This is a genomic window from Nonomuraea sp. NPDC050540 (assembly GCF_044457485.1).
Lineage (GTDB): Bacteria > Actinomycetota > Actinomycetes > Streptosporangiales > Streptosporangiaceae > Nonomuraea.
Genome location: NZ_JBITHA010000006.1, coordinates 230,413 through 255,049, shown reverse-complemented (window position 1 = coordinate 255,049; position 24,637 = coordinate 230,413). Strand labels below are relative to the sequence as shown.

Annotated in this window: 19 protein-coding genes and 2 pseudogenes; 11 read left to right on the top strand and 10 right to left on the bottom strand. The window is 69.2% G+C overall.

Features of this window, described 5'->3' with window-relative positions:
• Positions 1-12: 12 nt before the first annotated feature.
• From ACIBI5_RS22305 to ACIBI5_RS22290, 4 genes are all read right to left on the bottom strand, one after another.
• Positions 13-1,242, bottom strand: coding sequence for an MFS transporter (locus ACIBI5_RS22305; protein ID WP_397249600.1), 1,230 nt, complete (start codon positions 1,240-1,242; stop codon positions 13-15).
• A 22-nt stretch (positions 1,243-1,264) separates the two neighbouring features.
• Positions 1,265-2,032, bottom strand: a complete 768-nt coding sequence (locus tag ACIBI5_RS22300) for an alpha/beta fold hydrolase (protein WP_397249598.1) — start codon at positions 2,030-2,032, stop codon at positions 1,265-1,267.
• Positions 2,029-3,165 carry an aromatic ring-hydroxylating dioxygenase subunit alpha gene (locus tag ACIBI5_RS22295; RefSeq protein WP_397249596.1) on the bottom strand — a complete coding sequence of 379 codons (1,137 nt, stop codon included), beginning with the start codon at positions 3,163-3,165 and terminating at the stop codon, positions 2,029-2,031. Before ACIBI5_RS22295 ends, ACIBI5_RS22300 begins: the two co-directional genes overlap by 4 nt.
• Positions 3,166-3,244: 79 nt before the next feature.
• Entirely contained in the window at positions 3,245-3,448 is a 204-nt protein-coding gene (locus tag ACIBI5_RS22290; RefSeq protein WP_397249595.1) for a hypothetical protein, read from the bottom strand.
• Between the two features lie 750 nt (positions 3,449-4,198).
• Between ACIBI5_RS22290 and ACIBI5_RS22285 the strand changes: the two genes are divergently transcribed.
• Positions 4,199-5,185 carry an Lrp/AsnC family transcriptional regulator gene (locus ACIBI5_RS22285; RefSeq protein ID WP_397249593.1) on the top strand — a complete coding sequence of 329 codons (987 nt, stop codon included), beginning with the start codon at positions 4,199-4,201 and terminating at the stop codon, positions 5,183-5,185.
• A 12-nt stretch (positions 5,186-5,197) separates the two neighbouring features.
• Here ACIBI5_RS22285 and ACIBI5_RS22280 read toward each other — a convergent pair whose 3' ends face one another.
• From ACIBI5_RS22280 to ACIBI5_RS22270, 3 genes are read right to left on the bottom strand one after another with little or no spacing between them, the layout of a single operon-like run.
• Positions 5,198-6,883 (bottom strand): urease subunit alpha, encoded by a 1,686-nt coding sequence (locus ACIBI5_RS22280; protein WP_397249591.1) that lies wholly within the window; start codon positions 6,881-6,883, stop codon positions 5,198-5,200.
• Entirely contained in the window at positions 6,880-7,485 is a 606-nt protein-coding gene (gene ureA / locus ACIBI5_RS22275; RefSeq protein ID WP_397249589.1) for an urease subunit gamma, read from the bottom strand. Before ureA ends, ACIBI5_RS22280 begins: the two co-directional genes overlap by 4 nt.
• Positions 7,486-7,510: 25 nt before the next feature.
• Positions 7,511-8,731 (bottom strand): cytochrome P450, encoded by a 1,221-nt coding sequence (locus ACIBI5_RS22270; RefSeq protein WP_397249587.1) that lies wholly within the window; start codon positions 8,729-8,731, stop codon positions 7,511-7,513.
• Positions 8,732-8,895: 164 nt separating this feature from the next.
• Between ACIBI5_RS22270 and ACIBI5_RS22265 the strand changes: the two genes are divergently transcribed.
• The 9 genes and pseudogenes from ACIBI5_RS22265 to ACIBI5_RS22225 all read left to right on the top strand — a co-directional run bounded on the left by ACIBI5_RS22265 (position 8,896) and on the right by ACIBI5_RS22225 (position 19,547).
• Positions 8,896-9,912, top strand: a complete 1,017-nt coding sequence (locus ACIBI5_RS22265; RefSeq protein WP_397249585.1) for a dimethylarginine dimethylaminohydrolase family protein — start codon at positions 8,896-8,898, stop codon at positions 9,910-9,912.
• Between the two features lie 42 nt (positions 9,913-9,954).
• Positions 9,955-11,400, top strand: a complete 1,446-nt coding sequence (locus tag ACIBI5_RS22260) for a purine-cytosine permease family protein (protein ID WP_397249583.1) — start codon at positions 9,955-9,957, stop codon at positions 11,398-11,400.
• Positions 11,401-11,585: 185 nt separating this feature from the next.
• Entirely contained in the window at positions 11,586-12,374 is a 789-nt protein-coding gene (locus ACIBI5_RS22255) for a coniferyl-alcohol dehydrogenase (protein ID WP_397249581.1), read from the top strand.
• 70 nt (positions 12,375-12,444) lie between these two features.
• Entirely contained in the window at positions 12,445-13,425 is a 981-nt protein-coding gene (locus ACIBI5_RS22250) for a PDR/VanB family oxidoreductase (RefSeq protein WP_397249579.1), read from the top strand.
• Between the two features lie 120 nt (positions 13,426-13,545).
• A complete protein-coding gene (locus ACIBI5_RS22245; RefSeq protein ID WP_397249577.1) occupies positions 13,546-14,370 on the top strand; it encodes an HpcH/HpaI aldolase/citrate lyase family protein in 825 nt (274 codons plus the stop codon).
• Complete coding sequence (locus tag ACIBI5_RS22240) at positions 14,367-15,392, top strand: hypothetical protein (RefSeq protein WP_397249575.1); 1,026 nt, start codon at positions 14,367-14,369, stop codon at positions 15,390-15,392. Before ACIBI5_RS22245 ends, ACIBI5_RS22240 begins: the two co-directional genes overlap by 4 nt.
• The gene (locus ACIBI5_RS22235) at positions 15,385-16,572 is read left to right on the top strand and encodes a CaiB/BaiF CoA transferase family protein (RefSeq protein WP_397249573.1); all 1,188 of its coding nucleotides are present in this window, start codon (positions 15,385-15,387) and stop codon (positions 16,570-16,572) included. The genes ACIBI5_RS22240 and ACIBI5_RS22235 overlap by 8 nt, the downstream gene beginning before the upstream one ends.
• A pseudogene (locus tag ACIBI5_RS22230) lies at positions 16,569-18,007 on the top strand (NAD-dependent succinate-semialdehyde dehydrogenase). The gene ACIBI5_RS22235 and the pseudogene ACIBI5_RS22230 overlap by 4 nt, the downstream one beginning before the upstream one ends.
• A 28-nt stretch (positions 18,008-18,035) precedes the next feature.
• On the top strand, positions 18,036-19,547 hold the full coding sequence (locus ACIBI5_RS22225; RefSeq protein WP_397249571.1) for an aldehyde dehydrogenase family protein: 1,512 nt from the start codon (positions 18,036-18,038) through the stop codon (positions 19,545-19,547).
• Positions 19,548-20,095: 548 nt separating this feature from the next.
• Here the strand turns inward: ACIBI5_RS22225 and ACIBI5_RS22220 are convergent.
• A complete protein-coding gene (locus tag ACIBI5_RS22220) occupies positions 20,096-20,980 on the bottom strand; it encodes a hypothetical protein (protein ID WP_397249569.1) in 885 nt (294 codons plus the stop codon).
• A gap of 375 nt (positions 20,981-21,355) precedes the next feature.
• Positions 21,356-22,492 (bottom strand): serine hydrolase domain-containing protein, encoded by a 1,137-nt coding sequence (locus ACIBI5_RS22215; RefSeq protein WP_397249567.1) that lies wholly within the window; start codon positions 22,490-22,492, stop codon positions 21,356-21,358.
• A 599-nt stretch (positions 22,493-23,091) separates the two neighbouring features.
• Between ACIBI5_RS22215 and ACIBI5_RS22210 the strand changes: the two genes are divergently transcribed.
• Positions 23,092-24,036, top strand: coding sequence for a phosphotransferase family protein (locus ACIBI5_RS22210; protein ID WP_397249565.1), 945 nt, complete (start codon positions 23,092-23,094; stop codon positions 24,034-24,036).
• 89 nt (positions 24,037-24,125) lie between these two features.
• Here the strand turns inward: ACIBI5_RS22210 and ACIBI5_RS22205 are convergent.
• Positions 24,126-24,588: pseudogene (locus tag ACIBI5_RS22205) on the bottom strand (leucine zipper domain-containing protein); the annotation flags it as partial.
• Positions 24,589-24,637: the final 49 nt, after the last annotated feature.

Genomic DNA, 24,637 nt, shown 5'->3' with positions numbered 1-24,637 from the left:
GTACTCCTTCGGCTAACGGATCGCGGTGATCCGGGTGACGGTGAAGGCGGCACCGGCCATGCACAGCGCGGCGGCCGCGTAGAGGCCGGTGAATCCGGCGCCGGACAGCATCACGGCGCCGAGGGCCGGTCCCGCCAGGCTGGGAAGGGTGTTGGCGCTCTGCAGCACGCCCAGGTCGCGGGCGCGCTGATCGGCGCGGGGAAGCACGTCGGCGGCGACGGCGAGGTCCATGGTCGAGTACACGCCGAAGGCCAGCCCGGCGATCGCCGAGACGATCAGGACCCCGGTCCACGTCGGCCAGGCCAGGTTGGCCACCGAACACAAACTGAGCACGAGCCCGGCGGCGACGACGAACGCCTTCCTGCGCATCAGCCGGTCGGAGACGATGCCGGCGATCACTCCGGAGATCACGGCCACCAGCGCGTACACGGACGTGACCACAGCCATGGACTCGGCCAGCTCGGCCGGTCCGGTGCCGGGGCCGAGCACCCCTTGCACCCAGTACAGGACGAAACCGAGCGAGAGCGCCATCCCGAGGAAGACCAGGAACCGGGTCAGCCACATCCAGCCGAGGTCGGGGTCGCGGCGGGGGTTGAGCCGGAAGCAGCCCACCCACTCCTGCCAGTCCCACGGCTTGGCGGCCTCCGCTCTGCTGGACGGTTCGCGGACGGTGGCCAGCAGCAGCGCCCCGCCGCCCAGCATCAGCGTGGCGAGCACCAGGTAGGTCGCCCGCACGTCGCCGCCCAGCAGGCTGAAGGCCCAGGCGCCGAAGACGGGGGAGAGCGCGCCGGCCACGCCGGCCACGCCGGAGATCTCGCCGCGCTGGCTCTGTGGCACCTGGTCGGCGACGAGCGCCAGAGCGCCGGCGATCACGCCGGCGATACCGATCTGGAGCACGGCGAAGGCCAGCATCAGCGCCGGGACGCTGGTCGCCGCGGCCAGCCCGGTCAGCCCGAGCGCCCCGGTCACCGCGCCGGCCAGCGCCCAGCCGCGGCGTCTGCCGTACCGGGATCGGGTGCGGTCGGAGGCCATGCCGACCAGCGGCGCGGCGACGACGCCGACGACGCCGCCGATGGAGGAGACCAGCGCCAGCGTTCCCGCCTTGGCTTCGCCGCTCAACTCGGCGGCCTGCAGCGGCAGCAGGATCTGCGCGGGAGTGAGCAGCGCCGCCAGCATGCCGAAGGCGACCGCGCCGAAACCCAGCCGGAAGCCCACGCCCACGCGTACCTCGGTGATGGTCATGAGCGGCTGCCGTGGCCGTGGGTCATGTCCGCCTCCAGGAGCTCGCGATCAGGGCGGCGGTCGGCTCGGGCGCCTCGGCCATGGGCAGGTGACCGGCCCCCGGCACGGTGCGCTGCTCGGTGCCCAGCGCCGCCGCCGTCTTCGCCGCGGCCTCGTGCGGGCAGGTCCTGTCGTGCTCGCCGCGCGCGACGAGCACGGGGCAGCCCACCTCTGCCGCCGCCGGCCGGAAGTCGGCGGTGAACCCCGCTTCCAGCAGCCGGGCGACGGTCGCCGGGGAGTTGGCGGCGGCCACCCGGCTGGCCTCGGCCACCAAGCCGGGATCGGCGCCGGGGGCGAAGGTCCACTCGGGGGCGATCGCGGTGAAGAAGCCCGTGACGCCGACGCGGGCCAGCAGGTCCAGGGCCGGCTTCAAGGTCTCGGGAGCCGGGTCCAGCGCGGTGCCGAACATCGTGACCGTGGCGGCCCGGCCGGGGTGCGCGGCGGCCACGGCCAGGGCGAGGCCGCCGCCGTACGAGGAGCCGACGAGGTGGACCCTCGGCCAGCCGAGCCCGTTGACGACGGCGAGCACGTCGGCCGTCTGGCGCTCGACCTCGAAGGAACCCTCACGGGTGGAGCCGCCGTGCCCCCGCAGATCCATGGCGGCCAGCGCGCGGTCGCGCGGCAGCAGATCGACGACGGCGGTCCACACGTCGGCCGAGCTGTTGAGCCCGTGCAGGAACAGCACGGGCGTGGCGGCGCCGCCCTCCCGCACCACGACGGCCAGCCGGCCACCGGGCACCGTGACGATCACCGCCCCGTCTCCAGCGGCACGTAGTCGAGGACGTTGCGCTGGAAGGCCTGGATGCCGCGCTCGTAGCGGTAGGCGATCGGGCCGACGGAGAAGCGCGGCGACCTGATCCCCACCTGCACGGCCTCGCAGCAGAACACATCCTCCTCGATGAGGTCGTACGTGCGTTCCTTGTCCAGGACCCGCCGGGCCACCGTGGACACGGCCGCCTTCGCGCCGGCCACGGCGAGCTTGCTGCTCTGACCAGGCAGAAAACGCATGCGCATCTCAAACGTGGTGGTCTCGGGACCCGTGGGGATCACCTCGATACTCGACCAGGAGACGGCCGAGGACAGCACGAACAGGTTCGGGAAGAAAAAGCCGAAGGCCGAGCCGTACCAGCGGGGTTCGGCCGCGATCGGGTCGAGCCCCGCCGCGGCCTCCACGGGCGTCACCTGGCCGGGCTCCAGCGGCGGCTCGTAGAAGAACCAGTGCCGGTCCCCGCAGGCGTACTGTTCCTGACGCTTGTGGTCGTAGCCGATGAGCGTGTTCTTGTGCACGTAGCCCAGGTGGTAGTTGTCCAAGGCGTTCTCGATGAACACCTTCCAGTTGGCCTTGATGTGATGCACCTGCGGCGGCACCACCTCGGCCAGTTGCTCCGGGTCGTACGGCGCCATCCGGTCGGGCAGATCGCCCAGCCAGTCGGTCAGCGGTTGCGGCTCGGGCTCCGGGTGGACGAACACCAGACCGCGCCAGACCGCCACGGAGGCCGGGTGCAGGCCGAGCTTGGAGCGGTCGAGGTGACGATCGACCTCGTTGCGCTGGGTGACGGCCAGCAGGCAGCCATCGAGGCCGTAGGTCCAGTTGTGGTAGGGGCAGACGATCTGCTTGTCCACCACCCCGCTGCCGGACAGGACGGCCGTGCCGCGGTGACGGCAGACGTTGTGGAAGGCGCGCAGTTCACCGTCCTTGCCGCGCACGACGACCAGCGGGTGCCGCCCTGCCTGCACAGAGCGGTAGGAACCCGGAGTCTTGAGATCGTCGGTGGTCCCTGCGTAGCGCCAGGTGCGGCCGAACAGCTCCGGCTGCTCGCGTTCGTACCAGCCGGCGTCGAAGTAGGCATGCGCCGGCAGCAGCTGGGTCGCGGTGTCCGTCATTCACTTCACCTCTTTATTGAACGTACGTATAGCATCTTTTGCTGGGCAGTTGTTCAAAAAAAGCCGCCGGTTGGGTGGCTCAGTCGAACGGCCGGTACCAGTGCCGGCCGGCCGGGCGCTCGGCCACGGCCGGCGGCATCCTGCCGGGATCGGCGCATTCGTGCGCCACCTCCTCGGCCGGGATCTCCTCCTCGGTCTGCGCCCGCACGACGGCCGCCGCGAGGCCGGCCCGGGCCGTGGAACACGGCGCCACCTGTGCCCTGCGCAGGGCGGGACTACTCAACGCCCTACCGCGGCGAACCTGACACCTGCCGGCTTCCACGAGCGGCATCTCGTCCTCGGCCGGAAAGCGGGGCCGCATCGGCCCCGCCGAGACCGCGTCCTCGGCCACCGCGGGCCCTTTCATCCTCCAAGCCGCGATGACCCGCATTGCGGCCTCGGCCGGTTGGCGGCGCTGAGAACGATCGGCGACTCTCGGCATGGAAATAATCGTATGGATATATTGTTATTTTGTCGAGCGCCTTCTTCGAGTGCCGCACCTCCTGTCCGGGCCCGCCCGATCGTTCGCGTGACGGACGGCGCGTCCGAAAGGGGACCCGGTGCGCAACGCCAGTACAGTGATCGCTCCAGCGGGACGGCCTGCCTGGGGCCCGTCACCTCCGCGCGGACACGCTGCGGTTTCTGCGCACGGCGGTGTCGGCGGGTGTCCGGCATGGCGGAGACGCGCGGGACGGACCGTCCCTCCACGATCTGCACCGAGTGCCTGCAACTGGCGAGGGAGATCGTCTCCGAGCGGGCAGCGCGGGAGTCCCCGCCGCGGTGACCGGCTCGGCCGGGCGCCGAGACGGGCCCGCGGTCCGCGAGCGCCGACGGGCACGATGCCTCGGCTGCCTGAACGCGGGCGGGCGGCACTATTCGCGCGCTGCCCCGGCAAACACACCACAAAACGCTTGCGGCAGCGTCGACACGGAAAAATTCTCGTGCCCGAGTGCTACATTGTGGAATTGACTTCCGATCGAGGTAAGGTGCGGCGATGCAGTCGGCGAGCCGGGAAACCAGGGTTGACGGTGCGCGGGGAGTGACGCTCGATTCGATCGACGAAGAACTCATCAAACTCCTCGTCGCAGACGGGCGGGCCGCCTACGCCGATCTTGGCGCCAGAGTCGAACTGTCGGGCGACGCCGTTCGCGAGCGGCTGAAGCGCCTCATCTCCGAGGACGTCATCAAGGTCGTCGGGAGTGTCTCCGCTCCCACCCTCGGGCTGGGCAGCTTCGCCCTGGTCGGCATCACGGCGAACGGGCCGGTCCAGCCGATCGCCCGCGCCCTGACCGAACTGCCGGCCACTGACCTGGTGGTGCAGACGGCGGGAATGTTCGACATCATCGCCGAACTCGTGGGCCGAGACGACCGGGAGATCCTGCAGGTTCTCGACGAATCGGTCCGGACCATTCCCGAGGTGGGACGGTGCCTGGTCATGCAGTACTTGTCCGTCGAGAAATACGCAGCCGGCGGTCCCCGGCAGATCCTCCTCGGGGGAGGCCGCCATGTCGGCTCGCCCAAGCCGGAGGTGAGGGAAGATCTCGACGACGCGGACCGTGCGCTGGCCGCCGTGCTCCAGCAGGACGGCCGCGCCAGCTACCGGCAGCTGGCCGAGCAGTCCGGCGTGCCCTATGCCAGCGCACGGCGGCGCGTGGTGCGACTGCTGGAGCGTGGTGTGGTGCGGATCGTGACGGTCACGAACCAGATCCTCTTCAGCCACCGCGTCCAGGCGGGGATCGGCGTTCGTGTGCACGGCCCCATCCCGGAGGCGGTCCGGCAGCTGAAGGAACTCCCTGAGGTGGAGGTGGTCGTCGCCACGACAGGGCCTTATGACTTGCTGATCGAGGCCAGCTGTGCGAGCCGTGCCGACTTGTACGACCTGACGGGGACGAAGCTTCGCAGCGTTCCTGGCGTCATGTCCACGGAGACGTTCAACTACATCAACATTCACAAGCTGCCCTACACCTGGGCCGACCTGTAGGGGCGCGAACCTTCAGGCGAAGTGGTGCAGCTGCCCGAGGGGGGTGACCTCGGCCGGGTGAAAGTGGGCCTCGGCGCCGTTCACGGTGACCGGTGATCGGTCGGTCGGCACCACGACCGTCGGGGTGGCGGTGTTGCGGGACAGGTCGGTCCTGCTCAGTGCCCGCGAGCCCGATACCCGCAGGTAGGTCAGTCCTGACGGAAGCGCGCGTCGCAGGCGGGAGTCGTCGAGCGTCTCACCGGAGACGAAGACGCCGGACAGGCGGCCTGGCGCACTGCCCACGGCTCCGAAGTAGGGCCGGTAGGCGCGGGGTTGTCCCAGACGGGTCGATCCGGAGGAACTGCCGACGTTGCCCCAGACCGCGAAGCCTCCCTTGAGGACCAGTTCGGGTTTGGCGCCGAACCAGGCCGGCTGCCACAGGACGACGTCGGCCATGCGACCCACCTGGAGGCTGCCCACCTCGTGGGCCATGCCGTGAGCGATGGCCGGGTTCAGCGTGATCTTGGCTAGGAAGCGCAGCACGCGTTCGGTCGAGTCCACCGACTGTCCCGCCTGCCCGGCGTGGTGCGCGCAGAGGTGGGCGAGCTGCCAGGTGCGACGGATCGTTTCGGCGATACGGCCCATGCCCATGGAATCGGAGTTCACGATACCGATGGCGCCGAGGTCGTGCAGCAGGTTCTCCGCGGCGATGGCACGCTCCCGGATACGGCTCGCGGAGACGGCCAGATCGGAGGCGATCGCATCATTCTGCCGGTGAACGGTCATCGTCATCGGCATGAGCTCGAGCGCGGTGGCGGCTGTGAGGGGAATCGTCGGCGTCGTCGAGGACGGCAGGATGTGGGGGACGGAAAGGATCTCCAGGAGGTTCGGGTGCCCGCCCCCGCCTTCCACGTGGTAGGCGTGCACGGTTCGGCCCCGGGTCGCGTCCACCGTGTCGTGCAGGGAGCCCGATTCGTTGAGGGAGTCGGTGTGCAGGGCGACCGGCAGATCGGCGTGTTCGGCGGCGCTCAGGCAGGCGTCGATGATGGCAGGGGTCGCGCCGAAGTCCTCGTGCACCTTGAAGCCGCCGGCACCGGAGGCGATCGCGTGTTCGTGCAGGGCGCCGGCGGCAGTGGAACCGCGGGCGAGGAAGGCCACGTTCATCGGCAGCCCCCGCCAGGACTCGAAGAGCGTGTGCAGGTTGTACGCGGGATTGCAGCCCACATCCCACACGCCTCCCAGCCCCATGCCGACCAGGGTGGTCACCCCGGCGGACAGGGCGGCGGGAACCAGCTCTGGAGAGGACAGGTGAACATGGGAGTCGACCGCGCCCGCCGTCGCGATCAGTCCTTCGCCGGGCACGATGGCGGTGTGGCTGTCGACCATGCCCGTCACGTCGGGGTCGTGGCCGGGATCGCCCGCGCGCCCCACGGAAGCGATGCGTCCGTCCTTGATGCCGATGTTCGTCTTCCTGACGCCCAGAACGGGATCCAGGATGACGACGCTGGTGATCACCATGTCCAGGGCCGAGTCACCGCCGGACGCCGGGCTGACGAGGAGTCCGTCGCGCAAGGTCTTGCCGCATCCGCCCAGGAGTTCGTCCCCGTACAGCGCGTCGTCGGCGGCGACGGTGACCCACAGGTCGGTGTCGCCGAGACGAATGGAGTCGCCGGCGGTCGGTCCGTACAGCTGTGCGTATCGGTCGCGAGTGATCTTCATGTGTCGCCTTGGTGGTCAGAGGGAACGGCGGGCAGCGCAAGGGCGATGAGCTCGACCTCGCGGGTCGCCCCAGGGTCGAAGGTCGCCGATGTGCCGGCGGGGATGTTGAGCCGTGCCCCGCGCGCGATCTCTCTGTCGAATTCCAAGGCGCCGTTCACCTCGGCGAAGGGAAAGTGCGAGGAGACATGGACCGGGAGGGGGCCCGGGTTGCGGACGGTCGTGGTCCAGGCCGGGCGGCCCGCGTTGAGTTCGATCTCACCCCCGGCCACGGCGTGCGCCCCGGGGCCGCCGGGTGAAGGGGCCCCGAACGGCTGGTCGACCGCGACGAGGGAGGTGCCGTGCGGGAACAGCGCCTCGACCTGGAGGTGGGGGACGAGTTCGGCGACCCCCTCACGCAGTTGCCCGGGGGTGACGACCAGGCGGGCGAACTCGACGACCTGGGCCAGGCTCAGACCGTCCCAGGCGAGTTCGAGAATCTCGTCGCAGACGAGCGCGACGGCTTCGGGGGCGTTGAGCCGCTGCCCTCGGGTGAGGCGGCGTCGCGCGAGCTGGGCGGCGTTGAAGATGTCGAGTCGTTCTCGTTCTCGCAGAGTCAGGTGCATGACGGCTTCCAGGGGTCCGGTTCGGTCACCGTGGGCCGCCCGAGGCGCACGGGATCGAGGTGATCACGTTGAACATGTCGTTCTGGGCGTAGACGACCTCACCCGTCAGTTCGTAGCGAGGGAAGGCGTGCAGGAAGGCGTCCAGGAACGCGGCCGTCTCGGCACGGGCGAGGTTGGCGCCGAGACAGAAGTGGTGCCCTCCTCCGCCGAAGGCCAGGTGAGGATTGGGGCTGCGCGTGATGTCGAAGGTGGCGGGGTCGGCGAACGCCGTATCATCGCGGTTGGCTGAGGAGTACCACATCACGACCTTGTCGCCGGCCGCGATCGGTGTGCCGGCCAGTTCGGTGTCCGCCAAGGCGGTACGGCGGAAACGCCGTACGGGACTGGCCCAGCGGAACACCTCCTCCACGGCTGCGGGAGCCAGCGCGGGGTAGTCGGTGAGCCAGAGGGCCCGCTGGCCGGGAAAGTCGTGCAGCGCGACGATGGCGTGGTTGAGTGCCGTACCGGTCGTTTCGATGCCGGCGGTCAGCAGCAGGGCGAAGAACACACCAATCTCCTCAGGTGTCAGCCGCCGGCCATCGACCTCTGCCTGCACAAGCAGCGACAGCAGGTCGTCGGTGGGCGTGGTCGCCCGCTCGCGGGCCAGGCCGGTGCCGTACTCGATCATCTGCAGGTTCGCGTGGTGCGCGCGCTCTGGCGGGGGCGACAGGATCTGCTTGGTCAGGTCGACCAGGTCCGGGACGTCCGATGGGGCGACCCCCATCACGTCCGCGACGATCCCCGCGGGATAGGTGTCGGCGACCTCCGCGACGAAGTCGAACTCGCCTGCCCCGGCCATCCTGTCGACGATGTCGTGGGCGCGCAGTCGGATGTCCCGCAGCATGGCGGTGACGCGACGCGGTGTGAACACGCGGGAGACGATCTGGCGGAGCCGGGTGTGCTCGGGGGCGTCCATGTTGAGCATGCCCGCCAGCTGGTAGACCTCCGGCTCCAGATCGATGATCTCCGTCCCGTGGCGGGAACCGAAGATGTCCGGGTTGCGGCTGACCTCGGTGACCAGTGCGTGGGTCACCACCGACCAGAAGCCGGGCCCTCCTTTCGGGTTCCAGCTCGTGACCGGTTCGGGCTGCCAGCTGATCGGGGCCCTCTCGCGCAGGATCCGGAAGGTCGCATCCTGGCGGTTTCCCTGCCAGAAGTCGGGATCGGTAAGGATCTCGGCGGATGCCGCAGCCGTCGGTCGACTCATGATGTCCTGTCTCCACGGTGGTTCAAATGGCGTCTCATGCATGCGATTCTTGCAAAATATCTGGGTGAGCTCTAGTTTTCTAGAGCAGTTCACGGTAAATCTGCTCGCTGTGAGCAAATTTATCGCTCGCATCGATGCGTGCCAGAGGCAGTGGAGAGTCAGACATGGAGATCCGCCCGGAGCGGCGCTTGCCCGCCGAGATCACCAACGACAGCGCCTACATTCAGGGGCGGGTGCCTCTGTGCCGTTCCTCGTTCTCGGACGACGACGAACTGCGATCCGTCTGGGGGGCGGCTTGGGGAGCGTCCTCCGAGGTTGGCGTTCTGCGACGGGTCATGCTGCGCCGTCCCGGAACCGAGTTCGACGAGATCGACGCCGGACGGTGGGACGCGAAGCTCGGCGCGGCCTTCGACCCGGACGGGCGCTGGTACTGGATTCGCCCCCAAGGCCCTGACCTGCGGCGGATGCAGGCACAGCACGACACCCTGGCGGAAACCCTGCGATCCTTCGGCGTCACCACCGACGTCCTGCCACCGCTACCGGGGGTGTACACCAAGTCGATCTATGTGCGCGATCCCATGATCACTATCAGGGGTGGGGCGGTCATCGGCCGCCTCGCCCCCACCATGCGCCGCGGCGAGGAGGCGCATGTGACCCGCGCCGTGGCGGCCATCGGCATGCCGATTCTCGGCACGATCGGCGGAACCGGCCACGTCGAAGGGGGCTCCTTCGCCAAACTGAACGCGAAACTCGCGCTCTTCGGAACGTCCATCCGCTGCAACCGGCAGGGCGCCGATCAGCTCGCCGACATCCTCCGCTACTTCGGCGTCGAACTCCTCACCGTGCCGCTGAGTGGTTTCGAGTTCCATATCGACGGATCACTCGCCATGATCGACGTCGACCGCGCCCTGCTGTCACCGAGCTCGGTTCCCCACTGGCTGCCGGACCTGCTCCGGGAACACGGCGTCCAGCCGATCTGGGTGGACCCTGCGGAGGTTTGGGCCATCAACGGCCTGGCGATCTCGCCCGGCCACTTCCTCATGTCGTCCTCCGCGCCGAGGACCGCCGAAACGCTGGATTCCCTTGGGGTCAAGGTGACGGTGATCGACTACGACGCGGTGGAGGCGAACGGCGGCGGCATCCACTGCTCCACCATGGAACTCCTCCGCGACGATCTCTGAATCAGCCGACCCCGCTTGAAAGAGGACGGTTAGGAGCCCGAGATGCCCAAGGACGTCGTCAAGCACGATCAACTCCCCAGCGTCTCTCCCGGCCCGGCGGCCGATCAGGCCGAAGACCGGGCCGGACGAGTGGAGGGCCGGGGCATCGACCACGTACCCGAAGCCGAACGGCACGGCCGTCCCTTGGAGCTCTTCCCCGTGTGGCTGGGGGCCAATGTCAGCTATCTGTACCTTCTGATCGGCGGCAGCCTGCCGGTCATCGGACTGTCCGTGCCGCAGGCGCTGTTGATCGTCGTTCTCGGCAACGGCTTCTGGCTGCTCGTGGGATACACGGCGACGAGCGGGCCGAGTTCGGGCACGCCGAGCACGGTGGTCACCCGCGCGATCTACGGCGTGAGGGGGAACCGGCCCTTCAGCGCGGGACTGAGCTGGATCACCTGGGTCGGCTACGTTGGCGTCAACCTCGCTGTGACCTCCCTGGCCGGCTACGCGCTCCTGGAATCTCTCGGCCTGTCCATGAGTACCCTCCTGAGGATCGTCACGGCCGTCGCGATCGGCGTGGCGACGTTCGCCATCAGCGTGTACGGCCATGCGACGATCGTGCGGTGCAGCGGGCTGTTCAGCTTGTTGCTCGGTGGGAGCATGCTGCTTCTCGGCGGCTTCGTGGCAGTCGAGGCGCAGAGCGTCCCGTCGGACTTCACCCCGCTGCAGGGCGGCGACCTCTGGGCGGCGATGCTGGCCGGCCTGGCCGTGGTCGCGGCTGGTCCGCTGTCGTACTGCAACGGTGCTGACTACTCGCGATATCTCCCCACCGGGTCCTCAAGGAGAGCCGTTTTCGGCTGGACCGCGCTCGGGGGTTGGCTTCCCGCGGTCGTCCTGGGGACGATCGGAGTGTTCGCCGGCACGGTCGTCGACATGACCGAGCCGCAGGTTTCGATGGGTGAGCTGCTCCCCGGCTGGTTCTACCGGGTCTTCCTGCTCACCGTGGTCGTGGGGCTCATCACCAACAACATCATCACCGCCTACTCGGCCGGATTGGCCCTGCAGGCGGTGGGTGTCGCGCTGAGTCGTGCCACGTCCGTCCTGGTGGCCACAGCGCTCGGCGAAGCGCTGTGTTACATCCTGATCACCACGGAATTCCTCACCGCGTTCCGAAACCTTCTGTCGCTCAGCGTCACCTTCCTTGCGCCGGCGCTCACCATCTACGCCGTGGACGTGTGGCTTCGGCGCAACCGCTACGACGGGCCGGCGCTCCACGATCTGCGGCCAGGCGGCCCTTTCTGGTATCGCGGCGGGTACAACATCGCGGGCATCGCCGCGCTGGCGGCGGGTACGGCCGCCGCGCTGGTCTGCGTCAACACCACGGTGTGGCAAGGACCCGTCGCCTCGGGGCTGGGCGGCGTCGACCTCGCCGTGCTCGCGGGGCCGATGGTCAGCCTCGCGATCTATCTGACCTGCGGCCGCGGTCTGCGGCGCGAAAGCGGCTGACCGTCCCGCGCTCCCTGGCACGGGATATGCGTATGCTCACCACGCTTGCACTCTGGCGAATGAGCGCAAAGTTCACGTGTCTATGGTGCCCATGATGCAATATTCTCTTGTATCAACCGGCAGGCCGTGTCATCGTAGAGATATCCAGCTGATTCGAGGCAATCGAAGATCGAAGGGAGCCGGCGATGGCCCTGTCTCGCACGGTGGTGGTCACCGGCGGAGCATCAGGCATCGGCGAAGCCGTCGTGGAGCGGTTTCTGGCGCACGGGGACGAGGTCGTCGTGCTCGACCTCAGGCCCGGTGGCGCCGTCGGCCATTACATCGAGACCGACATCGGCGACCCCCGCTCCATCGACGCCGCGATCGAGGCGTTGCCGGATCCCGTCGACGTGCTGTGCAACGTGGCCGGTGTCTCGGGGGCCTCGCCCGTCCCGCTGATCCTCGGAGTCAACTTCTTCGGGCTACGGCACCTGACCGAACGCCTCGTGCCTCGCATGAAACCCGGTGGATCGGTGGTGAGTGTCGCCTCCACCGCCGGCTGGCACTGGCGCGACCACCTCGACGAGGTCGGCCGGCTCGTGAATACGCCGGACTTCCACACCGGCCTGCGGACGGGTGCGGACCTACTGACGAACGGCAAGGACGCCTACACACGGAGCAAGGAGGCCCTCATCGTGTGGACGTCCTACGCCGCCCAGCGCTACCGCGGACACGTGCGCGTCAACACGGTCAGCCCCGGCGCTGTGGAGACCCCGCTCCTGCCGGCGTTCTACGAGTCGATGGGCCACGACGAGCTCGATACCCTCACCGAGCTGGCGGGAGGACGCAATGGTCAGCCTCACGAGATCGCCTCAGTGATCCACTTTCTGGCCGGTGCGCAGGCCGGATGGATCAACGGCACAGACGTCGTCGTCGATTCGGGCGCGGAGATGGCCTTCGCGCTCGGCCGGGCCGCCACCGGCCATCCGCGCTGACAAGCCGTGCTGAGGCGGCCGTCCGAGTTGGCTTCAGCCCCGAGACCATCACAGAGAGCGAGGTGCGGTCATGAACACCCAGTTCGCCGGAGTGCGGCAGGTAACAGTCGCCCGACGGCGCGCCGTGGCGGCGGGCGTCGTCGAACTCACCCTGACCGATCCCGCTCACCATCCACTGGAGGAGTGGACGCCAGGAGCGCACATCGATCTCGTCCTGCCGTCCGGGACCGTGCGCCAATACTCCCTGTGCGGCCACGGTGAGCGCACGGGCGAGTACGTCGTCGCCGTCCTTCGCGAGCCGGCGAGCCGGGGTGGCTCCAGAGAGGTGCACGACCAGCTGACCGAAGGAACGATCGTCAAGGTCCGCGCACCGCGTAACCATTTCCGCCTGGTCCCAGCGGACCGGTACCTCTTCCTCGCCGGAGGAATCGGCATCACCCCCATCCTCGCGATGATCCGCGAAGCGGTCGCGACCGGCACCCCATGGACGTTGGTCTATGGCGGCCGGGCCCGCTCCTCGATGGCCTACACCGGCGAACTCACCGAACTCGCCCAGCGGTCCAGGGGGGAGGTGCGCCTGATCCCGCAGGACGAACTCGGGCACCCCGACTTCGCCGCCGCCTTCACGGGCCTGCCGGTCGGCACGGCCGTGTTCGCCTGTGGCCCCGAACCGATGTTGCGGGCCGTCGAGGCCCGCGGCGACGAACTGCTGCCGCCGGGAACGCTGCACCTGGAGCGGTTCGGCGCGCAGCCGAAGGACGAGAACGAGCCCGCGCCGGCCGACCGTGCCTTCGAGGTCGAGCTGGCCCGCTTCGGACGGACCCTGACCGTGCCGGCCGACCAGCGCCTGATCGACGTCATCCGCAAGCTCATGCCCCAGGTCCCGTTCTCCTGCGAAGAAGGCTATTGCGGCTCCTGCGAGACCACCGTGCTGGACGGCGTTCCCGACCACCGAGACCAAGTGCTCTCCCCGGAGGAACGGGACGGCAACGAGACGATGATGATCTGCGTCGGCCGCTGCCTGTCCCCAAAGCTCGTACTCGACCTCTGATGCGAGAAGAAAGGGCTGTGTCCTCATGAACGACATCCGCCGGCTTCAGCCACCCGAGGCCGGGCGGCCGCTCGCCGGGCAGATCGAGGGCGAGCCACGAGCGGTGAAGGGCCCGCCGGCATGAAGCGGACGCCCGCCCGCACTGTCCTGGCCGTGCCGGCCTCCTCCGAACGGTTCCTCGCCAAGGCTCAGGCCTCCACGGCCTCCGCGCTCATGGTCGACCTCGAAGACGGCGTCGCCGAGATCGACAAGCACAACGCCCGCGATCTCGCCCGGCAGTGGGCCGGGAGACTGGCCGCGCCGGCGCGCCGGCTGTGGCTGCGCGTCAATTCCACAGATTCGCCCCACCTGGCGGCCGATCTGGCCACGCTGCGCGACGTGCTGGACCGCATCGACGCCCTGGTGCTGCCCAAGGCCACGCCGGACGCGGTCGCGGACCTGTCGAGCAGGACGAAGCTGCCGGTCGTGGCGCTGATCGAGACCGCCGAAGGGGTCGAGCACACCTGGCTCACCACCCACCACAGGGCGGTGAAGGCGGTCATGTTCGGCGAGCTGGACTACCGTGCCGAGCTCACCCGCTGCGGCGGCCTGCGCGCCGAGGACACCTCCTGGGCACAGGCCCGGATCGTGAACGCCGCGGCGAGCGCCGAGATACCGGCGATCGCCGGGCCCACAGTGGCGGTCGACGACGAGCGGCTGCTCCGTGCCCACTGCGCCCGGCAGGCGGCCCTCGGCTTCACCGGCAAGCTCTGCATACACCCGGCCCAAATCGCCGCCGTGGGGCAACTGTTCGGGCCGGACCCGGACATGGTGGCCTGGGCGCACCGCATCGTCGGCGCCGTCGCCGACGAGCACGCCACCGGCGCGATCGTCGTGAACGGCGCCATGGTCGACCGGCCGGCTATCGACCGCGCCCTGAACATACTCGCGGAGGCAGGACAATGAGCACCATCACACTGAGTACCACCATGCTCCCGGACGGCCCCTACGGCGACGACTTCGTCATCGGCGAGTCCCTCCCACCGGCACCTGCGATCACCATCGACGAAGGCCTGGCCGCGCAATACCAGGCGATCAGCGGAGACCCCGCCGGCCTGACACTGAGCGGCCCGCGAGCCTACGCCACCACCGGAGCGGAAGCTCGCGTGGTCAACTCGGCTCTCGTGCTTCACCTCGCGATCGGCCAGTCCACCGTCGCCACCCGGATCGTCATCGCCAACCTCTTCTACCGCGATGTGACGCTGCACAGGCAGATTCATCTGGGTTCGACGCTGACCTCGACGGTCACTCCCATCGCCCGCGCCTTCACCCGGGACAACGGCAACGGCCGGCGCGCGAAGGTCCTGCTGTCCGTGGAGACCCGCGACCAGCACGACGTGCTGGTCGCCTCGCTGGAGCGACTCGCCCTGCTACCCGTGCGCGACCAGGACCGGCTGGTGGAAGCAGGAGAGGTCGGGACCGCCGACTCCAGCCGCCCGCTGGAGGCCCTGCTGCCCGTGGTGCCCAAGGACTGGAACCTGTCCGAGCTGTCGCGACGGCCGCTGCCACCTGCCGGCTGGCAGGCCACCGATCCCTTGCGCGACTCGATCAGCGGCGCCCTGGACCTCGTCCGCCTCACCCAGAATCAGGCCGCCGCACACCGCGACCCCGCACGCGGCCGGCACGGACGCCGCCTCGTCTATGGAGGTCACGTCGCCGCCCTCGCGCAGGCATCCCTGACCCGCCTCGTACCGGGCCTGGCCGCCGTCGTCGGGTGGCGCTCCTGCGACCATCTCGCCCCGGCATTCGAAGGCGATCTCCTGTCCTTCGACATCACCTGCGACGAACTGTTGCCGGTCGACGGCGGGGCACTGATCGCCTTCCGCATCAAAGGACAGACCCTGCGGCAGGCGGGCGAGTCAGTGAACCTCCTTGACTTCCGCCCCGTGGCGCTGGTCGCCGGAACGATCGGCGCGGACCGTGACTGAAGGACTGCGACTCCTGCGCGACATCCGCGTGGTGTCGCTGGAGCAGTTCATCGCGGCACCGTATTGCACGCAACTGCTCGCCGACGCGGGCGCCGAGATCATCAAGATCGAACGCCCCGGAACGGGTGACCCTCGCCGCCGGTACGACCCCAAGCTCGGCCCGGACGACGACTACATCAGCGGCGGCTTCGCCTCCTACAACCGCGGCAAGAAGTCCGTCGAGCTCAACCTGAGCTTCGAGGACGACCGGCGGATCTTCCACGAACTGCTGCGGTCCGCCGATGTCCTCGTCGGCAACCTGCGCCCCGGGTCGCTGGAACGCCAGGGACTGGCTCCCGCCCTGCTCCTCGAACGGCACCCCCACCTGGTGGTCTGCGAGATCTCCGGCTTCGGAGGCTCCGGCGGGCCCTACACCAGCTGGCCGGCGTTCGACTCGGTCATCCAGGGCATGAGTGGCCTGTCCAGCCTGATCGGCGATGCGGACGGGCCGCCCGGCCTGGCCCCGATGGGCACCATGGACCTGCTCGCGGGCGTCTACGCCGCCCTCGGCATCCTCACCGCCCTGGTCGCGCGCGTCTCCACCGGTAGAGGAGCCCACGTGGATGCCGCCATGTACGACATCGGTGCGGCGTTCCTGGAACGCCCGCTCACCCTGCACGAGTACACCGGCGAAGTTCCCGGCCGAGGTGTTGACCGCTTCAGCCCCGTCGGGGCGTTCCGCGCCGGTGATGGCGCGTGGGTGTCCATCGTGATCCCTACCGACGAGATGTGGCGCCGATGCTGTGTCGCGCTCGGCGACCCCGGCCTGGAAACAGATCCCGAGCTCGACACGACCCTCAAGCGCGCCGAGCACATGAGCGACCGAATCGTTCCGCTGCTGGAGGAGTGGGCCAAGGACAAGGACCGGCACGAGGCGGTGGCCGCCCTGCGCGCGGCCGGGCAGCCCGCCGGCGTCGTGCAGACCATTGCCGACGTCCGGGCCTGCCCGCAACTCGCCCACCGCGGGCTGTTCGCTCCGCTCGACGACGAACGCGCCGTGCGCGCCGACGGCTCCGTCCTCCGCCTGCCCCGCCTGCCCTTGCTCTTCGACGGGCAGGGTGCCCGACCCGGGGGCGTTCCCCGGCTGGGCGCCGACAACGACGAGTTCCGTCTTCCGCACCCCACGGAGCGGCCCCAGTGAGCACCGTCACCTTCACCGATCTGTTCATCGACGGGGCCTGGCGTCCCGCCACAGGGCGCGGCACGTTCAACGTCGAAGACCCCGCCACGCAGCAGGTCATCGCCACGGTGGCCGACGCCGCCGTCGACGACGGCAGGGATGCGGCAGCAGCCGCCGCCACGGCTCTGCCCGCGTGGCGCGAGCGCGCGCCCAGGGAGCGCGCCGAGATCCTGCGCCGGGCCTACGAGCTGATGATCCGGTCCCGGGGCGAGATCGCCGCCCTCATCACCGCCGAGAACGGCAAGGCCCGCGCCGACGCTCACGCGGAGGTCGCCTATGCCGCCGAGTTCTTCCGCTGGTACAGCGAAGAAGCCGTGCGCGTGTCCGGCCACCTCGGCCACGCGCCCGGCGGCGACCGACGCATCATCGAGATCTCCCAGCCGGTCGGAGTGGCACTGCTGCTCACGCCCTGGAACCTCCCGGCGGCCATGATCACCCGCAAAGTCGCCCCGGCGCTCGCGGCCGGATGCACCGTCGTGATCAAACCCTCCCACCAGACGCCGCTGACCGCTCTCCTCCTGGCCGGCCTGCTCGCCGCCGCGGGCGTTCCCCCCGGCGTGGTCAACGTGCTTCCGACCACCCGCGACATCACCCTCACCGCCGATCTCATCGACGCCGGTCCGGTCCGGGCGCTGTCCTTCACCGGCTCCACCCGGGTGGGCAGCGCCCTGCTGGGCCAAGCGGCCAAACGGGTGCTGAAGACCTCGATGGAGCTGGGCGGCAACGCCCCCTTCATCGTCTTCTCGGATGCCGACCTGGACGCGGCCGTCGCCGGCGCGCTGGTGGCCAAGATGCGGCACAACGCCGAGGCGTGCACCGCGGCCAACCGGTTCTACGTCCACACCCGCGTACACGATGAGTTCGTCTCCCGCTTCGCCCAGGCACTGTCCGCGCTGAAGGTCGGCCCCGGCACGGATCCCTCGGTGACCGTGGGACCGATGGCCTCAGCCGCGGCACGCGACTCCCTGGCCGGGGCGGTCAGGTCCGCGCTCGACTCCGGAGGCCGCGTCGTCGTGGGCGGGGACCCGTTGCCCGGCCCCGGCTACTTCTTCCCGCCGACTCTCATCGACTCCGTCCCCGCCACCGCGCCGGTGCTGGACCACGAACTGTTCGGGCCCGTTGCTCCGGTGGTCTCCTTCGACAGCGAAGACGACGTGATCGCCATGGCCAACAGCACCGAGATGGGCCTGGGCTCCTATGTCTACACCCGTGACCTGCCGCGCGGGCTACGCGTGGCCGAACAGCTCGAAACCGGCATGGTCGGCCTCAACACCGGCGTGTTCTCCGACCCTGCGGCGCCATTCGGCGGCGTCAAGCAAAGCGCATCGGCCGCGAAGGCGGACACCACGGCATCAACGAATTCCTCGAGACCAAGTACATCGCCACCCAGTGGTAGCCCCCAGGCACACAGAATCGAGCACGCGATGACCGCGAAACTGGACCCGTCGGTCCGTGACCTGCTGCTGCCCGATGCGCGGAACTGGCTCGACAGGCCACCGCTCAGCCCGTTCATCGACGGCGCCTTCCGCGCGGCCCGCTCGGAGCATCGCCTGCCCGTCGTCGACCCGGGCAGCGGGGTCACAATGACCGAGTACGTCACCGCCTCGTCCGAGGACGTCGCCGACGCCGTCCGCGCGGCCCGCGCGGCGTTCGATGACGGCCGTTGGAGCGAACTCGATCCCGAGGCACGTGAAGCGCGGCTGCGTTACCTGGCCGGTCTGCTTGATCGGGACTCCGAAGCGGTCGCCCAGCTCGAGTCGCTGGACACCGGCAAGCCCTTGGCCGAGGCCCGCCTGGACATCGCCGAGGCGGTCGCCGTCCTGCGCTACTACGCGGGCTGGGCGACGAAGATCGAAGGAGCGGTGATCCCCGCCCCCCGGCGCCTGCTCGCGACCGGCACCCGCGAAGCGCTCGGAGTATGCGCCGCGATCACACCGTGGAACTATCCGCTGCCGATCCTCATGTACAAGCTGGCTCCCGCCCTGGCCTTCGGCAACACCTTCGTGGCCAAGCCCTCGGAACAGGCGCCGCTGTCGACCGTGTACTTCGCCCAGCTGTGCGCTGAAGCCGGCATCCCGGACGGAGTGGTCAACGTTCTGCCCGGAGGAGGCGCCACGGGGGCGACTCTCACCTCCGCCCCCGGCATCGACAAGATCGCCTTCACCGGGTCGACCCGGACCGGGCAGGCCGTCATGCGCGCCGCCGCCGACACCCTCACCAAGGTCACGTTGGAACTCGGCGGCAAGAGCCCCCAGCTGGTCTTCGCCGACGCGGACTGGGACGCCGCGATCAAGGGCGTCATGGACGGCATATGGACCAACGCCGGACAGATCTGTGTGGCCGGTAGCCGACTGATCATCGACCGTGGCATCCACGACGAGTTCGTGACCGAACTGGTGCGCCGTACTCGGCAGCTGACCATCGGTCATGGACTGGCGCCCGGCACCCACATGGGCCCGCTCGTGTCCGCCGCGCAGCGTGGCCGGGTGAACCGCATGGTGGCGCACGCTGTCGCCGAGGGCGCCGAAGCACACGACGGGCCAACGCCACCCGAGGGTAACGGCTTCTTCACCGCCCCGGCCGTCCTGACCAACGTCGCTCCCGGCACACAGATCGAACGAGACGAGGTGTTCGGCCCCGTGCTGACGGTGGTGCCCTTCGATACCGAGGACGATGCCGTACGGCTGGCCAACAACTCCTGCTACGGCCTTGCCGCCGGCGTATGGAGCACGGCCAACGCCACGGTGCACCGGGTCGCCCGCCGCCTGCGGGCCGGCATCGTCTGGGCGAACTCGTACGGCATCTTCCACCCCTCCTTGCCCTTCGGGGGAGTGAAGAGCTCCGGGTTCGGTCGCGAACTGGGCTTCGCCGGGGTCGAGCACTACACCGAACTCAAGACCACCGTGATCGACCTAGGGCCCGGACCCGCCAACTGAGGGATGGCTGCCCGCTTCCTGCCGCACCTAACGATCACGGTCAACCGCCCTCGGGCGCAGCGCGGCGGCCAGGCAGACGGTGGCGCCGGCGAAGCCCCACCGGTGCCCGACGATCGCCGGATCGTGTGATGGGACGGTCATGAGCCCTGGAGCAGCCCGCCGCAGCGGGTGCTGTGCCAGCTTGGTACGGAACTGCGGCAGTTGTTGTAGCGCCGCGCGCCGTCGTTGCGGTCGGCGAGCAGCAGGAGGTCGCCCGCGACGGTGCGGCGGTGCGTCGCTCAGCGGACATCGACGGCGTAGAGCGTGTCGCCGGCCAGCACAGGCCCGGATAGACGCCGTCGACGTCGGCTAGGCCCCGTCGCTCCGGCGAGAACCGATGAACCGCCCCCGGCGACCCTTCCGAGAGGAAGAAGGCTCACGATGCGCCGGCCGTTCACGCTTTCGAGGACCGGAACTCCCCGGGCGGCAGGGCGGGTACCTGGTGCCGGGGAGGTCTCGGCGGCCGTCGCAGTGCGATCCTCGACGGCGAGCCACTGCCGTAACTTCTGTCAGCCCGGTGGGATGAGGTCGTTCTTGGCGACCGGGACGGCGAGGTGCTGGGGCAGGTTGAACGTGGCTCGTTCCCTGGGCAGCCGGCTCAGCACGGGGTTGAGGTGGGTGAGCGTCAGCCGCTGGACAGCGGGCAGCTTGGGCGCCACGATCTCGTACTTCTCCAGGTCGATCCACTGGACGATCTCGCGCACGTCGCCGGGGATGTCGTCGCCCTCCTTCTGTACGGGGACGCAGAGCTGGTGGCTGAAGGTGACCTTGGCGGGGGAGTCGGGCAGGTGGGCCAGGCGCGGGTTGAGCTGTCCCAGCCTGAGTTCCTCGTTGAGCGCCTCCTCGGTCTTCACCAGGTAGCACGCCAGGTCGAGGTGCTGGACGACGTGCTGGATCTCCTTGGGCGGGAAGAAGTCGTCCTTCGCCACAGGTACGCACAGCTGCTGGAGCTCGACCATCGTCACCACGTGCCTGGGGGCGCCGAGCTTTTGCAGCACCGGGTTGAGGTGGCTGAGCCGCAGGTCCTCGCTGATGCGGTTGTCACTGGCGACCTTGTAGCAGGAAAGGTCTACGTACTTGAGGTAGGGCAGCACGTCGTCGGGTGGGATGACCCCGTTCTTGGTGACCGGGACGCACAGCTGCTGCCTTTCTCCCAGGGTGACCTTCTCCGGCGGCAGCTTCTCCAGGACCGGATTGAGGTGGCGGAACAGGAGCGTCACCGGCTGCGCGGGGACATACGGGTCGGTTCTGAAGCACTCCAGATCCAGGTTCTCGGCGAAGGCCAGTGGCCTGGGCAGGGCCGAGGCCGAAGCCTGATTGCCCAGGCCGGCGACGCCGACCAGGAGCAGAAGAGTGGCGGCGAAACGCGCTCCACGGGTCCGTGGCACGATCATGCCTTTCTGCCGGGGGGAAGCGGTTGCCCGCAGCATCCCGCCGGGCACCGGGCCGGGCAACAGATATGGCCACAAGTGGTCAGATCAGGAGTTGCCCGGTTGGAGCACCTCGATCGAGGCCAGGTCACCCACGCCCCGCAACCGGCCTCGCGCCACGCACCCCCGGGCTTCGTCAACGAACCTGCGGCAAGGCGCATCGTTCAGAGCGCGCCGCCCCGGGTCCCGCCACCGGCGAGAGTTCCCTCGGAGCCGCCACGCGTTGCCCACGTGGCCCGCCTGGAGGAGGCGCGGCCGCAGCTCCGGGAGCGACTGTCCGAGCTCAAGACCGCCGCCGCCGAGCACCCACCCGCTCCGCGATGGGCCGTGCGGGCGATCTCAGGAGCCGGTCTTGGACGCGCACAACGCGTGATCGATGAGCCGCTGGCCGGCTCGCTCGTGGCGTCGTAGCGCCGCGTCCTCGACGATCATGCTCTGGGTGAAGACGATCACGCTGCGCCGGCCGCCGTCCAGTACGCCTTCCCTGGATTTGTGGCCCGCTCCGTCGCCGCCGTGCCCCCAGTATCCGCCGCCGCAGGTCAGCGGGGTCCAGAACAGCCCTAGTCCATACCTCTGGCCGGGTATGTCGGGCACACGGGCCGGGACGGTCCTGCGCATCTCGGCCAGTTCGGCGGCGGGAAGCAGCCGGCCGCCGATCAGGGCACGGAAGAAGCGGTTGAGATCGGTGATCGTGCTGACCAGCCCGCCATCGGCGAAGTTGTCCCGGCTCCTGGTGGTGTCGGTCCACGGCTCGCCTGGACGAAACTTCACGTAGGCCTTCGCGTGCGGCTCGGGCAGGGACGTGGTGGCGGGGTTGAAGGTACGGCGGAGCCCGAGCGGCTTCACGATCCGCTCCCGTACTTCCCGGTCCCAGGATCTCCCGGTCACCTTCTGGATGATCATCCCTGCCAGGAGGTAGTTGGTGTTGCTGTAGGCCCACCGCGCGCCGGGCTTGAACGCGGGCTTGTGCCGCAGCGCCATGGCCACCAGCTGTCGTACCGAGTAGCGGGCCAGCCGGCGCTCTTGCCAGTCGGCGCGGCTGGCGATGGTGGCGTTGATGTCGCTGGCGTAGTCGTACAGGCCGCTGGTGTGCTGGAGGAGCTGGCGGATGGTGATGACGCGGCCGTCGTTTCCGTGGCCGCGCACCACCTTCGGCAGATGTTTGTCGACGGGGTCATCGAGCGCCACCTTGCCTTCGGCAACCAATTGCAGGACGACGGTGGCGACGAAGGTCTTGGTGGTGCTCGCGATGCGGAAGTAGCCCTCGGCCAGCATGGCCCGGCGGCTGCGCAGGTCGGCGACCCCGGCGCGAGCGGTGATGCGGCCGTGCGGCGCCCAGAACTGGGCTTCCACCCCGGTCACCTCCGCCTCGCGTATCGCGGCCACATCCTGGCGAAGTCGCGTCCTGTCGTACCCGGGCACCGCGGCTGGGGCGCCCATCGCGACGGCAAGCACGACGATCCAAGCGGACGTCATTTCTGCTCCCAAGGCTCAGGTGTGAGTCGGGATCAACCTAGGATGCTGCTCCCGGCCACCGCCTCGGCCGTTCGACCGGTTCGCACGTCCGTCTACAGGCGCACCATCCCCGGACGGCGCATCCAATGATTCAGCGGACGCCGTGCCGCGGGCGGCGGCACCGTCGAGCCTGCTCCCTCGGCTGTGTCGCCGGTGTTGGCGCGCTCATTCAGTTCGGGGCGGTGCCATCGACCTTCTGCTGGCCGTCCGGGTGTACCCCGAGCCCGCGGTAATCGATGGTCGCTCCGCCGCAGGTGACGTCCGATGAACTCGTACGATGAACTGGCCTGCGCTGTAGGACCCGGCGCGGGCCACCCAAGATGGTTACGGGCCGTTCTGGGTCGAACGCCGCTTCCGCCCGAACGCACCGGGAAGCCCGAGGGGAAGAATCCGGATGACACGCCGGACCGAGACCTGTTTCATGATCCGATGACTCGAAGCCCCCGCCGCCGCGAACACTCCCAGCCAGGGGCGCCAGCTTCACGCCTTGATGCCGCCGAAGTTGCCGCCAAGCGCCAAGTAGCTTTCGGTCAATGCGCTGAGATTTCGAGGTCGAGTCGATGAACCAGGGGGCCCATCCCGAAGAGCTGCCGGACGAGGTCCTGGACGACGTGGCCGGCGTGGTTGGGGCAGAGGTCACTCGTCTCAGCCGCCTGCCTGGAGGCGTCAATGGGGGTGCCATGCGCGTCCAGTTGGCCGGAAAGGCGAATGCGGTGCTCAAAGCAGTGCCCCGGGCCCACCCCGGCCACCTGGATGAGACGTTGCGGGCCCAGAGAGTGGTCGAGCACATGCGCAGGCGCGGCTATCCCACCCCGGCCTGGCTCGGAGTGGGAGCCACAGGCACTCATGTCTGGCATCTGATGGACTTCGTCGACGCGGCTCCCGCGCCAGAGCTGACCCCGTCCCTCGTTGAGCAGCTGATGGAGATCATCGAACTCCAGGCCGGTCAAGCCTCCGAGCCGTACGACCACTGGTCGTACGCCTGGCGGGTGGCCACCGGTCAGGATTCGGCTGTCTCCGGGCTGGATTTCAACGAGACGCCGGAGCAGGCGCGTCTCCGCCAGTCCGTGGCCAGGCTCTCGGGGTATTCCTCCGTGGTGTCGGCCTTGGCCGAGCGCCTGCGGCTCGTGTGTGCCGACGTCCCACCACCACAAGAGGCGCCGGACATGGTCCATGCCGATCTCTCAACCCCCAGCAATGTCCTGGTCCGTGACGGAGCGGTGGTGGCGGTCGTGGATATCGGGAACGCGGGCAGCGGCACGCGGGCGACTGATCTCACCGCCCTCGTGTGGTACACCTTCCAGGATCCGCTGCTGGACGGTGTCCGAAGGCGACTGTGGACGAGAATCCTCGACCTGGTCGGCTGGGAGGGGGCGGCGGTGCTCGCAGCGGCACAGACCCTCCTCACGCTCGAGGTCCCCATCCGTCACGGACGCCACGATGTCGTTCCAGGGATGGTCAAGCGCGGATATCGCGCCCTCGAAGAGCTGAACGCGCTTCGCTGACGAAGGCGTTCGCGGAAACCGGCCCTACCGTTCCGGCCTTCACATCCTGGTGCGAGCCCCGGACGGGACCATGGCCGCGTCCGCGATCAGGCGGTGTGGAGGTAGCCGTAGCCGATGCCGCGGCAGCGCACCTGTTCGTTGCGGCTGTGGACGCGCCGGCCGCCGCCGTCGGGGATGCGGCCGAGTTTCTTGACGTCCAGGTGGATCAGGTCGCCGGGGGCTCGTAGCGGCGCTCGCTCATGCGGTGCGCTCGGATCGGGGTGCCGGTCACCGGGTCGCAGGCGGCTAAGGGCGCGATGTGGTGGCGGCGCAGGATGCGGGTGATGGTCCGGGCCGGTACTCCGGTGACGGTGGCGAGCCGGTCGGGGCCGCTGCGTCGTTCCCGCGGACCATCCCAGCCTTCCTGACGGAGTCGAGTGACCCAGCGGTGTCCGCACTGTCGGCAGATGCCCAGCTCGGCGGCGACATGGGCGTCGGGCGGCCTACCTCCACGACGCGGCGGACCAGCAGGCATCTGCCGTGGAACGTCAGGCGGGCGTTAGCGTGTGCCATTGAGACCTCCGAGCGTTCGGTGAAGCGGCTAACTCCACCAAGCCCGGAG

Coding starts and splice junctions, on each gene's coding strand:
- ACIBI5_RS22305 (WP_397249600.1), bottom strand. CDS start 1,242: ATGACCATCACCGAGGTACGCGTGGGCGTGGGCTTCCGGCTGGGTTTC.
- ACIBI5_RS22295 (WP_397249596.1), bottom strand. CDS start 3,165: ATGACGGACACCGCGACCCAGCTGCTGCCGGCGCATGCCTACTTCGAC.
- ACIBI5_RS22285 (WP_397249593.1), top strand. CDS start 4,199: ATGCAGTCGGCGAGCCGGGAAACCAGGGTTGACGGTGCGCGGGGAGTG.
- ACIBI5_RS22280 (WP_397249591.1), bottom strand. CDS start 6,883: ATGAAGATCACTCGCGACCGATACGCACAGCTGTACGGACCGACCGCC.
- ureA (WP_397249589.1), bottom strand. CDS start 7,485: ATGCACCTGACTCTGCGAGAACGAGAACGACTCGACATCTTCAACGCC.
- ACIBI5_RS22270 (WP_397249587.1), bottom strand. CDS start 8,731: ATGAGTCGACCGACGGCTGCGGCATCCGCCGAGATCCTTACCGATCCC.
- ACIBI5_RS22265 (WP_397249585.1), top strand. CDS start 8,896: ATGGAGATCCGCCCGGAGCGGCGCTTGCCCGCCGAGATCACCAACGAC.
- ACIBI5_RS22260 (WP_397249583.1), top strand. CDS start 9,955: ATGCCCAAGGACGTCGTCAAGCACGATCAACTCCCCAGCGTCTCTCCC.
- ACIBI5_RS22255 (WP_397249581.1), top strand. CDS start 11,586: ATGGCCCTGTCTCGCACGGTGGTGGTCACCGGCGGAGCATCAGGCATC.
- ACIBI5_RS22250 (WP_397249579.1), top strand. CDS start 12,445: ATGAACACCCAGTTCGCCGGAGTGCGGCAGGTAACAGTCGCCCGACGG.
- ACIBI5_RS22245 (WP_397249577.1), top strand. CDS start 13,546: ATGAAGCGGACGCCCGCCCGCACTGTCCTGGCCGTGCCGGCCTCCTCC.
- ACIBI5_RS22240 (WP_397249575.1), top strand. CDS start 14,367: ATGAGCACCATCACACTGAGTACCACCATGCTCCCGGACGGCCCCTAC.
- ACIBI5_RS22225 (WP_397249571.1), top strand. CDS start 18,036: ATGACCGCGAAACTGGACCCGTCGGTCCGTGACCTGCTGCTGCCCGAT.
- ACIBI5_RS22220 (WP_397249569.1), bottom strand. CDS start 20,980: ATGATCGTGCCACGGACCCGTGGAGCGCGTTTCGCCGCCACTCTTCTG.
- ACIBI5_RS22215 (WP_397249567.1), bottom strand. CDS start 22,492: ATGACGTCCGCTTGGATCGTCGTGCTTGCCGTCGCGATGGGCGCCCCA.
- ACIBI5_RS22210 (WP_397249565.1), top strand. CDS start 23,092: ATGAACCAGGGGGCCCATCCCGAAGAGCTGCCGGACGAGGTCCTGGAC.